Consider the following 12,688-nt stretch of genomic DNA (forward strand, 5'->3'; position numbering starts at 1 on the left):
TATTGGAGCCAAGTATTCCTGCCGCGCTTTATTTATGATGAAAGTTTGACGCGCGGGGACATTGGCCCTGACATTAACATCACGCGAGGAGAACACATGGCTACAGGCATTGGCGGTAGTACGCCACAACAGGCCCTGGAACAGCTGCAACCGCTCACGGACAACCCGCCTGAAATCGCCGCGGTGGAATACCGGCAACGCATTCAGCACGCGCAGCGCCTGATGCGCGACAACGGCATTGACGCCTGCTACCTCAATGCCGGCAGCAACCTGCTCTATTTTACCGGTACCGCCTGGTCGCCCAGCGAACGTATGGTGGGCGCGGTGATCCCGGCCGAGGGGGAAATCGCCTATATTGCGCCCTGGTTTGAGATCGGCACGTTCAAGGACGCGCAGGTGATTGAGGGGGAGATATTTAGCTGGCATGAGGAAGAAGATCCCTATCGGTTGTTCTTCACCGTACTGGCCGCGCGTGGGCTGACGGGTTCGGGCCGCCAACTCAAAGTGGCCATTTGCGAAACCGCGTCGGTCACGCTGTTCCTCGGCCTGCAACAGCATGCCGGTGAAATAAAGTTGGTCAGCGCCCTGCCGATCACCGGATACTGCCGCAGCCGCAAATCGGCGGCCGAAATTGCGCTGATGCAAACCGCGAATAACATTACCCTGCGGGTCCAACAGGCGGCGGCAAGCATATTGCGCCCAGGGATCACCGCCAGAGAGCTGGTCGAGTTTGTCGATCAGGCCCATCGCAAAATGGGCACCACCGGTTCTTACTTCTGCATTGCACTGTTCGGATCCGATAGCGCGTTTCCTCATGGCGTTAAAGCCCCCAACCCGCTGCAACATAACGATGTCGTGCTGCTGGATACCGGCTGTCGCTACAAGGGCTACCTGTCCGATATCACCCGAACTTATGTCTACGGCGAAGCCAACCCGCGCCAACGCTTTGCCTGGCAGGCTGAACATGATGCGCAGGCTGCGGCATTTGCTGTAATCGCGCCCGGCGTGCCCTGCCATAAAGTGGATGACGCCGCGCGCGAAGCGCTGGCTTCTCATGGTTTTGGGCCGGATTATCAGCTGCCGGGGCTGCCGCACCGTACCGGTCACGGTATCGGGCTGGACATTCATGAAGCGCCGTATCTGATCCGCAAGCAGCAGGAGCCGCTCGACGTGGGCATGTGCGCCAGCATCGAACCCATGCTATGCCTGCCGGGCGAGTTCGGCATTCGCCTTGAGGATCATTTCTACGTCACCAAAGACGGAGCGCGCTGGTTTACCGCGCCGGCGAAATCTATTGATGCCCCCTTTGGTTGAGACTCCTGATCCCCCCTTCGGGCGGCGATGCCGCCCGAATTAAAAGATTAACCCTGCCATAAAAATAGTGGTTATTAATATCGATTTAATTTAGTCACCTTATTTAATTTTTCAGGTTAATATAATCATTAATTTATAACGCCACCGTAACCCAAGAATGAAATAACGGTTGATATGACAAATGAATTGAGTTAATAATTAATCGTTCTTCAAGGAAAGATATAATAAAAAATCATAAATTAAAAGGGAGTGAGTTATGAAAACAATTGATTCTGCGCTATTAGAGACTATCGCCGGCGGTCGCGGCAACAATGGCGGCGACCGTGCGGATAATAGCCGCAGGAATAAAGGGAAAAACAACGGTGGTAAGCAGGGACGTTCTGGCGATTACTATGCTAAAAACACCTCGGAAGACTGCATCAATGGCATGGTGGCCGGCGCGGCCTTAGGGGCATTCGGCGGATTACCCGGGGCGGCGATGGGGTTGGTTGGCGGTGCGGTGACCGGCGGCTGTTTTAAAGATGCCAGCAGGGGCGGCGGTAACGTAGGCATGGGGAAAGGCGGGAATAAATGCGGGTCAAGTGCCGGCGGCAAGTGTTCCTGGTAAGCATTAACCTTAACGAAAATAACAACGGGCTGACCTTTCGCCGTTCTCAGGTGATCACATGAATAATAAAGCGCTAAAAATAATATCAGTTGTCATGGGTATATTTTTATCTTCATCCTTGCTAAGCGGGGCCGGAGTAGGCTTTTCAACATGGTATCCCGCGCCGAGGGGAATTTCCGTCCTGTTAGTATCAATTGGCTGCGGTGTGGCCTTGGTAAGATTTATTTACTTAATAATTAAATTCATTTTCGGCAGACCACTCAGGGGAAGCTGATCTTTCTGTTCTTTACCACAATGTTCTTCTTCATTAATGCGAGGCGGCAGTGATTTCCCTGCCGCCTTATTCCCTACTAGTGTCCTGAATAATCCTCTTCGGCAGTGCCGGTCATGAATGTCTACCGATAAGGCCCTCGTCGGCAGATTAAAATGCGACGGTAACAGTTCCAGCTCACCGCTGTTTTGCGCCACGCGCGCCAAAATGGCAGCCCGATAGATCGTAAACACATGAAACTGACTTTCAGCTTGCTGAAGGAATTGAACGCCTTAACGGCAGAGGGACTTCTGCCTGACGCTTGCCTGGCGTAATCTTACCTGCGCCGATAGCGATTTTTTTATTCGCCATCGCCGTTCTGCGACTCCACACGTCAACTGGGGTTAATCAGTTGGCGTGACCGCTAAAATAGATTAGTTTTAAGCTCTGACTCTCCTCGGCACTGGATGCTATGACTACCCAAAATCAACACCCCCAGGCTGTCTTCAGCCCCGTTACACGCCACGCCATTTTTTTGGTCGCGACTTTATCCGCCAACCCTGCGCAGCTCGCTGCGGTGCGTGGCTGGTGCGCGGATATCAGCGGCGTAATTCGTTCCGTCGGTAAAAGATCTCCAGCGGGCAATCTGTCCTGCGTCTGCGGATTTGGCTCTTCGGCCTGGGATCGGTTGTTCGGCCAGCCCCGCCCGGCGCTGCTTCATCCTTTTCGTGAGATAGGCGCCGGCGACCGCGTTGCCGTTTCGACCCCTGGCGATATCCTGCTGCACATTCGCGCCGACGAGATGGATTTGTGCTTCGAACTCGCCACACAGTTGATGAACAAGCTTGGCGATGCCGTGACGGTAATAGAGGAAGTGCACGGTTTCCGTTATTTCGACCAGCGGGCAATGATTGGCTTTGTCGACGGCACCGAAAACCCCGAGGGACACGAAGCCTTCGACTATACGGTGATTGGCGAGGAAGACGCCGGTTTTTCCGGCGGCAGCTACGTGCTGGTACAAAAATACCTGCACGACATGAAAGGCTGGAACTCACTGAGCGTCGAAACGCAAGAGCGCATTATTGGTCGCCACAAGCAATCCAATATTGAACTGGATGAGGACGTCAAGCCTTCGTCATCCCACAGTTCCCTGACGACGCTGACCGATGAAAACGGCAATGAAGTCAAAATATTGCGTGACAACATGCCGTTTGGCAAACCCGGCATGGGCGAATTCGGCACTTACTTTATCGGCTACGCCCGCTCCCCCCAGCCAATCGAGCAAATGCTGGAGAATATGTTTGTAGGTCGGCCGGCCGGCAACTACGATCGCCTGCTGGATTTCAGCCGCGCGGTCACCGGCAGCCTGTTCTTTACGCCTTCGGCAACCCTGTTGGAAGCCCTGGCTGAGCGTAACGGCCCGCAATAATCGCTAAAAGCAGGGAGACTGATCCCAGCGCGGACTCGGGGTCAGTGCTCCCGACTACAGCAGCAGTGCCAGCTCCATTGCCGTACGCTGCAACTGCGGCAGCACGCGCTCACGCAATTCCGCCGACGAAATTTGCGAGGCATTCACCCCTACGTTCATCGCCGCCACTACGCCGCCCTTGCGTGAATGCATCGGCACTGCGATCGAACGCAAGCCTATTTCTAACTGTTGATCGTTAATCGCATACCCCTGACGACGCACCTTGGCCAGCTGTTCACGCAGTTGCTCAGCGCTGGCCACGGTAAACTCAGTCAGCGGTTCGAAGGTGACCCGCGACAGATAATCGTCCAACTGCGCTTCGTCCAGCGCGCTGAGTAAAACCAATCCCATTGACGTCGCGTAGGCCGGCAAACGGCTGCCCCGTCCCAGATCGATGGTCATGATGCGCTTCACCGAAGCACGGGCGATATACAGAATATTGTCACCGTCCAGGGTCGCTACCGAGCAGGATTCATTCAGCAGTTTACTGAGATAGTCCAGCGAGTTTTGTGCCGCTTTCGCCAATTCGGATGAGGAAAGATAGGCGTGACCGATAGTCAGAACCCGCGGCAACAGCCGGTAATGCCGACCGTCGGGGCAATGGACAAAGCCGAGGGCGCGCAGAGTGTACAGGCAGCGGCGCACCGCCGCACGGGGAATACCGGTAATGTGGCTGATTTCAGAAACCGACATTTGCGAATATTGCGGCTGGAAGGCCTGCAACACCTCTAACCCCCTGGCCAGCGACGCCATAAAATTGGGATCGCCTTTATACTGATCGTTACTTAAATCCCCGATTTCCTGCAGCCGGCGCAGTTCTCCAGCGCCAAATTCCGACTCATCGCCCATCCGGACCTCCGATTCAATAAACTTTGGCATTATAAGCCTGTGGCGCCGCGATGCTGCTTTGTCTGGCATCCAATAGCGATTTAGTTATCTGCGTCACAGAATTGACAGGCAAATCACCATCGCTTCGATAATCGCACAAACAGTTGATATTCGCACTTGTCGCTGCATTTTTCCTCGCTTAAGGTGGATCCAGACCCACCAGCGTCACGCTGAGAGACTCTTAGCGTACTCAGGAGAGCAGATGATCGATAAAAGCGTGGCGTCCGTAGACGCCGCCGTCGCCGATATCCCCGACGGCTCGACCATTATGGTCGGCGGTTTTGGCCCCGCCGGTCAGCCTTATGCGCTACTGGATGCACTGATTCGGCGCTGCCCACGCGAGCTGACGTTGATCAGCAACAACGCCGGCAATGGCGACTTCGGCCTGGCCGCGCTGCTGAAGGCCGGTTGTGTACGCAAGGTCATTTGTTCATTCCCGCGTCAGTCGGACTCCTGGGTATTTGACGACCTGTACCGCCGCGGCGAACTGGAGCTGGAACTGATCCCACAGGGTAATCTGGCGGCCCGCATCCAGGCTGCCGGTTCCGGGCTCGGTGGGTTTTACACACCCACCGGATACGGCACCGAGTTGGCGCAGGGCAAAGAAACCCGCGAGATCGACGGCAGGCACTACGTGTTCGAACTGCCGTTGAGGGCGGACTTCGCCCTGATCAAGGCCGAACAGGCCGATCGCTGGGGCAACCTGCGGTATAACAAAACCGGGCGCAACTTTGGGCCGATCATGGCCATGGCCGCCACCTGCACCATTGCTGAAGTTAATCGCATGGTGCCGCTGGGCGAACTGGATCCTGAAAACATCATTACGCCAGGGATCTTCGTACAGCGCCTGGTGACCACGCCTGACCATCCTGCGCAGCTTTCGGCTTAAGGGCTCTCCATGACCAAACTTACTCATCAACAGTTGGCAGAACGCATTGCGCGCGATATCCCGGAAGGCGCCTACGTCAATCTGGGCATTGGCATTCCCACGCAGATCGCCAACTACCTGCCGGCGGATAAAGAGATTTTTCTGCACAGCGAGAACGGTATTCTCGGCATGGGCCCGGCACCGGCGGCGGGCCAGGAGGATCCCGAACTGATCAATGCCGGCAAGCAGCCGGTCACCCTGCTCAAGGGCGGCTGTTTTTTCCATCACGGCGACTCCTTCGCCATGATGCGAGGTGGCCACCTGGATATCTGCGTGCTCGGTGCCTATCAGGTTTCCGAACGGGGCGATCTGGCTAACTGGAGCACCGGTGCCCCAGGAGCCATTCCGGCGGTAGGCGGCGCGATGGATTTGGCCATTGGCGCCCGCCAGGTGTTTGTGATGACCGAGCACCTGACCAAAAAAGGGGAATGCAAAATTGTCCGCCACTGCACTTATCCATTGACCGGCGTCGGCTGCATCGATCGCATCTACAGCGATCTGGCGGTGATGGACGTGACCCCGCAAGGCCTGGTGGTCCGCGAAATATTCGGCGGTCTGACCCCGGAACAGCTGCAGGAAGTCACCCCGGTCGAATTGACCTTTGCCCTTCAGCACGGAGAACATCCCCATGAATCCAGCCTATCTGTGTGACGCCGTCCGCACGCCTTTTGGCCGATTGAACGGGAGCCTGGCAACCGTTCGCGCCGACGATTTGGCCGCTCTGCCGCTGAAAGCGCTGCAGGTTCGACACCCGCAGCTGGACTGGGCCGCAGTGGATGATGTGCTGCTCGGCTGCGCCAATCAGGCTGGCGAAGACAACCGTAACGTGGCGCGCATGGCGTTACTGCTGGCAGGCCTGCCACTACAAATCCCCGGCTGCACCCTTAATCGCCTGTGTGGCTCCAGCCTGGATGCGGTAGCGATGGCGGCGCGCGCGATAAAAACAGGTGAAAGCGAACTGATGATTGCCGGTGGCGTAGAGAGCATGTCCCGCGCGCCCTTCGTCATGGGCAAGGCGGAAAGTGCTTTCAGCCGGGCGATGAAACTGGAAGACACCACCATGGGCTGGCGGTTTATCAATCCGCAGATGAAAACGCTGTACGGTGTGGATTCGATGCCGCAAACCGCCGAAAACGTCGCCCTGAAGTTCAATATTTCCCGTCAGGATCAGGATGCCTTCGCCCTGCGCAGCCAACTGCGTACCGCCGCCGCTCAGGAACGCGGCTTTTTTGCCGACCAACTGATTGATGTCAGCATCGCACAGAAAAAAGGCGAGCCGCGACTATTCACGCAAGACGAACATCCTCGTGCTACCACGATGGAGGCATTGGCGAAACTGAAACCGGTAGTGGATCCGCAGGGTACCGTCACCGCAGGCAATGCCTCCGGGCTAAACGACGGCGCCTGTGCGCTGCTGCTGGCCGGCGAATCCGGGCTGTCCCGCCACGGCCTGCAGCCCATGGCGCGCATTGTTGCCAGCGCCGTTACCGGTATTGAGCCGTCGATCATGGGCTTTGCCCCGGCGCAGGCGGTTCGCAAGGTGCTGAAAATTGCCGGTTTAAGCCTGGATCAGATGGACGTGATCGAGCTTAATGAGGCCTTTGCGGCGCAGGCGCTGGCAGTGACCCGTGAGCTGGGACTCCCCGACGATGCCGCACAGGTCAACCCTAACGGCGGCGCCATCGCTCTCGGTCACCCGCTGGGCGCCTCCGGTGGCAGGCTGGTGATGAACGCGGCCTGGCAATTGCAGAATACGCGTGGGCGTTATGGCCTATGCACCATGTGTATCGGCGTCGGCCAGGGTATTGCGCTGATTATCGAGCGGGTGTGAAAAGGGGACAAGGATGGATATCGACTATCGTCTTGATGGCCGCGCGGCTGCGCCGCTGTTGGTACTGTCCAACTCACTGGGCACCACCTTCGATCTGTGGCAACCGCAGCTGTTGGCACTGAGCGAACACTTTCGGGTATTGCGTTATAACCAACGCGGACACGGTGCCACGCCGCTGTCTACCCCACGGTTACGGCTTGAGGATCTCGGCCAGGACGTGATCGCCCTGCTCGATTATCTGGACGTAGCCAGCGCCCATTTCTGCGGCATTTCAATGGGCGGCCTGACCGGTCTGTGGCTTAACCGTTACCACCCGCAGCGCATCACGCGGATGGTGGTCGCCAATACCGCCGCACGCATCGGTAATGCCGAAGGCTGGCAACAGCGAGCGCAGCAGGTGCGCAGCCAAGGGTTGTCTTCGATTGCCGCCGCCTCCCCCGCCCGCTGGTTCACCGAAGCCTTTCTGCAAAATCATCCTGAGCAGGTTGCCTCCCTGGTCGCCGCTCTGGCGGCCGGTAACCCCGAGGGATACGCCGCCTGCTGCGATGCCTTGTCAGTGGCGGATTTACGCGCCGACGTGGTTTCCATGAGCCGGCCGATGCGGGTGATCGCCGGAGACGCTGATCCGGTAACCACCGTCGCGGACGCCGAGTTTCTGGTGGCCAACGCCCCGCACGCGGAACTGCAGCGGCTGCCGGCTTCGCATATCTCCAACCTCGCCTGTCCGCAACTGTTCAGCCACAGCGTGATCGAATTCCTGACTGAGGAACGTTCGGCCGGCTAAGTCGGTTATTGGTCGGCTATTCGCCGCCCTTGCGCATCGATCACAGGCTCGCCGTCTTCCTTGGTGAAAGGGCCTTGCTGCGGATCCGGCAGGATATCCAGCACGGCTTCCGACGGTCGACACAGACGGGTGCCCAAGGGTGTCACCACAATAGGTCGATTAATCAATATCGGTTGTTGCAACATAAAGTCGATCAATTGTTCGTCACTCCAGCCTGCATCTGCCAGCCCCAACGATTCATAAGGCTCGACGTTTTTACGCAGTAAGGCTCGCGCAGATATTCCCATATCGGCGATCAGCCTGATCAATTGCTCGCGGTCGGGCGGTGTCTCCAGATACAAAATCACCGTCGGTTCCACACCACTGTTGCGGATCAGTGCCAACGTATTGCGCGATGTGCCGCAAGCCGGGTTGTGGTAAATCTTGATGTTACTCATGGCGTTCTCTCTGAGTTATGGCTAAAGCGACAGGCGCAGGGCCAGGGCGGTCAGCGCAACCAACAGCACCGGCAGGGTCATCACTACCCCGACCCGGAAATAGTATCCCCAGCTTATGACGATGCTTTTCTTCGACAATACGTGCAGCCACAGCAGCGTGGCCAGGCTACCGATCGGCGTAATTTTCGGCCCAAGATCGCTGCCTATGACATTGGCATAAATCATTGCCTGTTTAATTACACCTTCGGCATTGCTGCCGTCAATCGACAAGGCCCCCACCAACACCGTCGGCATGTTGTTCATCACCGAGGACAAAAATGCCGTCAGGAAACCGGTGCCCAGCGTAGCTGCCCAAATTCCGCGTTCGGCCAGAAAATCCAGCACACCGGCCAGGGTATCGGTCAACCCTGCATTACGCAGCCCGTAGACCACCAGATACATCCCGAGAGAGAAGACCACGATCTGCCAGGGGGCGCCCCGCAACACTTTAGCAGTGTCGATGGCCTGCCCCTTTTTCGCCACCAGCAGCAGGATCAACGCCCCAACGGCGGCGACCAGGCTAACCGGCACGCCCAGCGGCTCAAGCCCAAAAAACCCCAGCAGCAGCAGCGCCAATACGCCCCAACCGGCTCTAAACGTCGGCAAATCGCGAATGGCCTCACGCGGTGGCCGCAGCAACCTCAGGTCATAGCTGCGCGGAATGTCCTTGCGAAAGAACAGGTGCAACATCACCAGCGTGGCGACGATGGCGGCAAGGTTCACCGGCACCATCACCGCCGCATACTGCGTGAAACCCAGTTGAAAGAAATCAGCGGAGACGATATTCACCAAATTGGACACCACCAGCGGCAGGCTGGCGGTATCGGCGATAAATCCCGCCGCCATCACGAAGGCCAGCGTTGCCCCTGAACTGAACCCCAACGCCAGCAGCATCGCAATCACTATCGGCGTCAGGATCAGCGCCGCCCCGTCATTGGCAAACAACGCCGCCACCGCGGCGCCCAGTAGCACAATATAGGTGAACAACCAGCGCCCTTTGCCCTTGCCCCAGCGCGCAACATGCAGCGCTGCCCATTCAAAGAAGCCGGACTCGTCCAGCAGCAGGCTGATAATGATCACCGCGATAAAGGTCGCGGTGGCGTTCCAGACGATCTGCCAGACCAGCGGAATATCACCGACCTGTACCACACCGGTCAGCAATGCCAAGAGCGCGCCGAAACAGGCACTCCAGCCTATGCCCAAGCCTTTCGGCTGCCAGATCACCAAAACGATCGTCAGGATAAATATTGCCCCGGCCAACACCATCACAACTCCTTAGTCTCTCACATAATATATATGTTATTTCGAATATGTTTATTTAAATTTTTTAGCGTTACCGGCAGACCGCCCCTAACGCGCGCTGCGCCAGCTCGGTCACCTGCTGTTGCCGGCTAAGATAAGCCTGTTCGATGATTGCCGCCGCCCAGGCCGGCATATGCGGCGACAGGCGGTAGTAAATCCACTTGCCCTCGCGACGATCGATCAGCAGACCACTTTCACGTAACATCGCGAGGTGACGAGAAACTTTGGGTTGCGATTCCTCCAACGCACTGACCAATTCGCACACGCACAGCTCACCCGCCTGGCGCAGCAAAAGCACCAGCGTGAGGCGAGTTTCCTCCGACAGATTTTTAAACAATGCCAGTGGCGTCAGTGATGTCATGGGGATCCTCCTTTTACGATAACCGCCATCATAAGCCGAAGGAGGAAAAACGCCAAGTAACATATATGAATTAGTGAATATTAAGGTTTGTGGAGATTGTGCAGAATGGCTCACTTTCGCGACGGTCCGGTGAAAACGCTCACTCAGCCTGAGTTAAGTTTCAGCTATTGATTCCATACGCCAAAGCGACTGTTCATTATGTGCTCTTTCGTTACAATCTCTAGCGTGAAATCCACCGTTTAGAGGGCTCTTATGTACAACTTCTCACGTTATCAGGCAAAAGAACTGGCGCTGGCTTATATGAGCGGCAAAAAACACGACCTGTCACCGCAAGAATTTCTGCAGCAGCTGAAAAGCAGCGAGAAATCTTTCGACTATCTGTTGAAGCACGGCAACGAACAGCCGCGCGAAGTGCTGGTGAAAAGTTTCTAACACCCCGCACCTTAATCTCCCTTCGCCGGTGGCGTACCTATAGGCACGCGTATTCCCGGTCGAATGGCGACGGGGTGTTATCAGCGATCCGGGGTATCCCAATAAGGCCGCCCTCCTCCGAGCTGAGCCAGTAGAAAATCGACAAAGGCCGATACCTTAGCCGGTAAGTATTTGCGCTGTGGATAGACGGCATAAATGGCATGCTCGGGCAGCCGATAGTCCGGCATCAACTCAAGCAGTCGCCCCTGCGCAATATCGTCTCCAACGATGAAAGTCGGCATCTGACAAATCCCCAAACCGGCGATCAACGCTTCACGCAACGCCTCGCTGTTATTCACCTGGTAATTGCCTCTGGGTTGGAAACGTACAGCTCCCGCAGGCCCGTCGAACTGCCATTCGCTCCCCCCGCGGAAATAGCTGTAAAACAAACAGTTATGCTTCGCTAATTGCTCCATGTCCGTCGGTGTTCCACAGCGCGCCAGATAAGAGGGCGCTGCGCACAAGACGCTGTTGCACGGCGCAATACGCCGGGCTATCAGGCTCGAGTCGGCCAGTCGACCGATGCGGATCGCCAGGTCATAGCCCCCTTCGACCAAATCGACCAGTTGGTCGTCCATCATCATATTGATCTCCACCGCCGGATAAGCCGCCAGGAAACGGGGGATCAACGGGGCAATATGCAAACGACCAAACACCATGGGTACGCTGATCCTCAGGCAGCCCTGCGGCTGTCCCTGCAAACGGGTGACCGCATCCTCTCCCTCTTGCGCTACGGCGCAGGCATTGCGTGCATAGCCAAAATACTGCTCACCGGCCTCGGTCAGGCTCAAACTGCGGGTGGTTCGCTGCAATAATTGCACGCCCAGCGAGCGTTCCAACTGGGTGATGCGTTTGCTTACTGCCGATTTGGTGATGCCCAGTCGCTCGGCGGCGGCAGAAAAGCTTTCACATTCCACCACCGCCACAAATACCGGGATTGCTGCAAAGCGATCGTTCATTATCAGTCAACTTTTTCTCAACAATGAGTTTCCATTTTAGTGGATTAAGCTTTAAACAAAAACAATATAGGCTGCTCTTCAAATTAATTTTGAAGTTGAAACCCTGATGCGTGAACGTTTTTCCGATCCTCTGCTGGCGCTGGGCGCCGGTGCCCTATTAGCCCTGATGATTGCCATCAACAGCCTGCTGGCCAGCTATAACTCCCCCTTGCTGGCCTCGTGGTTGGCTCACGGTATGGGCGCCATCACCGCCTGGTTGCTGCTGCTCCTGCTGAACAGTCGTTCCCCGCGCCGCGCCGCCTCATCGGCCAGGACGCCTCGCTGGGCTTATTTGGGCGGTCTGCCCGGTGCCCTGACGGTGGTGCTGGCCGCCATTACGGTCAACAGCCCGCTGGCGCTTTCCGGCAGCCTGGCGCTGATGCTTACCGGTCAGGTTTTGTTCGGCATGCTCGCCGACAGCTGCGGCTGGTTTGGCTCGCTTAAACGCCGTTTGAGTCTCAACGATATCGTCGCCACGCTGCTGATCCTCTGCGGCTGCGCTCTGCTCATTTTCCTGAGGTAACGCCCATGTTTACCCTGATAGTCCTTGCTCTACTCAACGGCGTCTGTATCGGCCTCAGCCGCGCAATCAACGGTCGTCTGGCGCTGGATCGTGGCGCTTTTCATGCCTCACTTTGCAATCATATCGTCGGTTTTTTTTTCCTCAGCCTGCTGCTGGTGGCAACCGGCAGCATCAACGGCGCGACCTTCGGCCAGGCCCCGTGGGGTGCCTACCTTGGCGGTGTCATCGGGGCGCTGTTTGTCGCGCTGAATAGTTATGTTCTGCCGCGTCTCGGCACCCTGCGCGCCGCACTACTGATTATCAGTGGCCAAATGCTGGCGGGTGTGGTTATCGACCGCCTGCGCGACAGTGGCGATACCATCAGCGCGCAGATCTTGGGCGTGGGGCTGATCCTGCTGGGCGTCTATGTGGCCCGGATGGAGAAATCGCTGCTTATGCTGATGCTTGAGCCTATTCAGCGGCGGCGTTGATTTCGCCTTGAGAGACG

The 12,688-nt window shown here is 56.9% G+C and carries 15 protein-coding genes; 10 read left to right on the forward strand and 5 right to left on the reverse strand.

Annotation, left to right across the window (positions count from 1 at the left end; translation table 11 throughout):
- The first annotated feature begins 96 nt into the window (after nt 1-96).
- The 3 genes from M2407_RS09060 (at nt 97) to M2407_RS09070 (ending at nt 3,600) form a co-directional block, all read left to right on the forward strand.
- The gene (locus M2407_RS09060; protein ID WP_130016347.1) at nt 97-1,314 is read left to right on the forward strand and encodes a Xaa-Pro peptidase family protein; all 1,218 of its coding nucleotides are present in this window, start codon (nt 97-99) and stop codon (nt 1,312-1,314) included.
- 256 nt (nt 1,315-1,570) lie between these two features.
- On the forward strand, nt 1,571-1,921 hold the full coding sequence (locus M2407_RS09065; RefSeq protein WP_130016348.1) for a hypothetical protein: 351 nt from the start codon (nt 1,571-1,573) through the stop codon (nt 1,919-1,921).
- 722 nt (nt 1,922-2,643) lie between these two features.
- The gene (locus tag M2407_RS09070) at nt 2,644-3,600 is read left to right on the forward strand and encodes a Dyp-type peroxidase (RefSeq protein ID WP_122079718.1); all 957 of its coding nucleotides are present in this window, start codon (nt 2,644-2,646) and stop codon (nt 3,598-3,600) included.
- A 54-nt stretch (nt 3,601-3,654) separates the two neighbouring features.
- Here the strand turns inward: M2407_RS09070 and M2407_RS09075 are convergent, their stop codons facing one another.
- On the reverse strand, nt 3,655-4,488 hold the full coding sequence (locus M2407_RS09075) for an IclR family transcriptional regulator C-terminal domain-containing protein (RefSeq protein WP_122079719.1): 834 nt from the start codon (nt 4,486-4,488) through the stop codon (nt 3,655-3,657).
- 241 nt (nt 4,489-4,729) lie between these two features.
- Here M2407_RS09075 and M2407_RS09080 point away from each other — a divergent pair, with 241 nt between their 5' ends.
- Genes M2407_RS09080 through pcaD form a run of 4 tightly spaced genes read left to right on the forward strand, consistent with a single transcriptional unit; the run spans nt 4,730 to nt 8,070 of the window.
- Nucleotides 4,730-5,416, forward strand: coding sequence for a 3-oxoacid CoA-transferase subunit A (locus M2407_RS09080; protein WP_122079720.1), 687 nt, complete (start codon nt 4,730-4,732; stop codon nt 5,414-5,416).
- A 9-nt stretch (nt 5,417-5,425) separates the two neighbouring features.
- Entirely contained in the window at nt 5,426-6,106 is a 681-nt protein-coding gene (locus M2407_RS09085) for a 3-oxoacid CoA-transferase subunit B (protein WP_122079721.1), read from the forward strand.
- Nucleotides 6,084-7,286 (forward strand): 3-oxoadipyl-CoA thiolase, encoded by a 1,203-nt coding sequence (gene pcaF, locus M2407_RS09090; RefSeq protein WP_128865367.1) that lies wholly within the window; start codon nt 6,084-6,086, stop codon nt 7,284-7,286. Before M2407_RS09085 ends, pcaF begins: the two co-directional genes overlap by 23 nt.
- A gap of 13 nt (nt 7,287-7,299) precedes the next feature.
- Nucleotides 7,300-8,070 (forward strand): 3-oxoadipate enol-lactonase, encoded by a 771-nt coding sequence (gene pcaD, locus M2407_RS09095; RefSeq protein WP_128865366.1) that lies wholly within the window; start codon nt 7,300-7,302, stop codon nt 8,068-8,070.
- A 5-nt stretch (nt 8,071-8,075) separates the two neighbouring features.
- On the opposite strand, the gene arsC is transcribed toward pcaD, so the two are convergent.
- From arsC to M2407_RS09110, 3 genes are all read right to left on the reverse strand, one after another.
- Complete coding sequence (arsC, locus tag M2407_RS09100) at nt 8,076-8,507, reverse strand: glutaredoxin-dependent arsenate reductase (RefSeq protein WP_259217706.1); 432 nt, start codon at nt 8,505-8,507, stop codon at nt 8,076-8,078.
- A gap of 21 nt (nt 8,508-8,528) precedes the next feature.
- On the reverse strand, nt 8,529-9,812 hold the full coding sequence (locus tag M2407_RS09105) for an arsenic transporter (protein ID WP_259217708.1): 1,284 nt from the start codon (nt 9,810-9,812) through the stop codon (nt 8,529-8,531).
- Between the two features lie 67 nt (nt 9,813-9,879).
- Nucleotides 9,880-10,209, reverse strand: coding sequence for a metalloregulator ArsR/SmtB family transcription factor (locus M2407_RS09110; protein ID WP_020827563.1), 330 nt, complete (start codon nt 10,207-10,209; stop codon nt 9,880-9,882).
- Between the two features lie 252 nt (nt 10,210-10,461).
- Between M2407_RS09110 and M2407_RS09115 the strand changes: the two genes are divergently transcribed.
- On the forward strand, nt 10,462-10,641 hold the full coding sequence (locus M2407_RS09115; protein WP_020827564.1) for a hypothetical protein: 180 nt from the start codon (nt 10,462-10,464) through the stop codon (nt 10,639-10,641).
- Nucleotides 10,642-10,721: 80 nt separating this feature from the next.
- Here the strand turns inward: M2407_RS09115 and M2407_RS09120 are convergent, their stop codons facing one another.
- Entirely contained in the window at nt 10,722-11,639 is a 918-nt protein-coding gene (locus M2407_RS09120; RefSeq protein WP_259217713.1) for a LysR family transcriptional regulator, read from the reverse strand.
- 106 nt (nt 11,640-11,745) lie between these two features.
- Between M2407_RS09120 and M2407_RS09125 the strand changes: the two genes are divergently transcribed.
- Nucleotides 11,746-12,201 carry a DMT family transporter gene (locus M2407_RS09125; RefSeq protein ID WP_259217715.1) on the forward strand — a complete coding sequence of 152 codons (456 nt, stop codon included), beginning with the start codon at nt 11,746-11,748 and terminating at the stop codon, nt 12,199-12,201.
- Nucleotides 12,202-12,206: 5 nt separating this feature from the next.
- The gene (locus M2407_RS09130; RefSeq protein WP_259217717.1) at nt 12,207-12,671 is read left to right on the forward strand and encodes a DMT family transporter; all 465 of its coding nucleotides are present in this window, start codon (nt 12,207-12,209) and stop codon (nt 12,669-12,671) included.
- Nucleotides 12,672-12,688 lie beyond the last annotated feature (17 nt).

It is taken from the genome of Serratia sp. BIGb0234, from assembly GCF_024809915.1.
GTDB lineage: Bacteria > Pseudomonadota > Gammaproteobacteria > Enterobacterales > Enterobacteriaceae > Serratia > Serratia liquefaciens.

Bases quoted from the DNA above. Each gene is read 5' to 3' on its own strand.
- M2407_RS09060 (WP_130016347.1), top strand. From the start codon at position 97: ATGGCTACAGGCATTGGCGGTAGTACGCCACAACAGGCCCTGGAACAG.
- M2407_RS09065 (WP_130016348.1), top strand. From the start codon at position 1,571: ATGAAAACAATTGATTCTGCGCTATTAGAGACTATCGCCGGCGGTCGC.
- M2407_RS09070 (WP_122079718.1), top strand. From the start codon at position 2,644: ATGACTACCCAAAATCAACACCCCCAGGCTGTCTTCAGCCCCGTTACA.
- M2407_RS09075 (WP_122079719.1), bottom strand. From the start codon at position 4,488: ATGGGCGATGAGTCGGAATTTGGCGCTGGAGAACTGCGCCGGCTGCAG.
- M2407_RS09080 (WP_122079720.1), top strand. From the start codon at position 4,730: ATGATCGATAAAAGCGTGGCGTCCGTAGACGCCGCCGTCGCCGATATC.
- M2407_RS09085 (WP_122079721.1), top strand. From the start codon at position 5,426: ATGACCAAACTTACTCATCAACAGTTGGCAGAACGCATTGCGCGCGAT.
- pcaF (WP_128865367.1), top strand. From the start codon at position 6,084: ATGAATCCAGCCTATCTGTGTGACGCCGTCCGCACGCCTTTTGGCCGA.
- pcaD (WP_128865366.1), top strand. From the start codon at position 7,300: ATGGATATCGACTATCGTCTTGATGGCCGCGCGGCTGCGCCGCTGTTG.
- arsC (WP_259217706.1), bottom strand. From the start codon at position 8,507: ATGAGTAACATCAAGATTTACCACAACCCGGCTTGCGGCACATCGCGC.
- M2407_RS09105 (WP_259217708.1), bottom strand. From the start codon at position 9,812: ATGGTGTTGGCCGGGGCAATATTTATCCTGACGATCGTTTTGGTGATC.
- M2407_RS09110 (WP_020827563.1), bottom strand. From the start codon at position 10,209: ATGACATCACTGACGCCACTGGCATTGTTTAAAAATCTGTCGGAGGAA.
- M2407_RS09115 (WP_020827564.1), top strand. From the start codon at position 10,462: ATGTACAACTTCTCACGTTATCAGGCAAAAGAACTGGCGCTGGCTTAT.
- M2407_RS09120 (WP_259217713.1), bottom strand. From the start codon at position 11,639: ATGAACGATCGCTTTGCAGCAATCCCGGTATTTGTGGCGGTGGTGGAA.
- M2407_RS09125 (WP_259217715.1), top strand. From the start codon at position 11,746: ATGCGTGAACGTTTTTCCGATCCTCTGCTGGCGCTGGGCGCCGGTGCC.
- M2407_RS09130 (WP_259217717.1), top strand. From the start codon at position 12,207: ATGTTTACCCTGATAGTCCTTGCTCTACTCAACGGCGTCTGTATCGGC.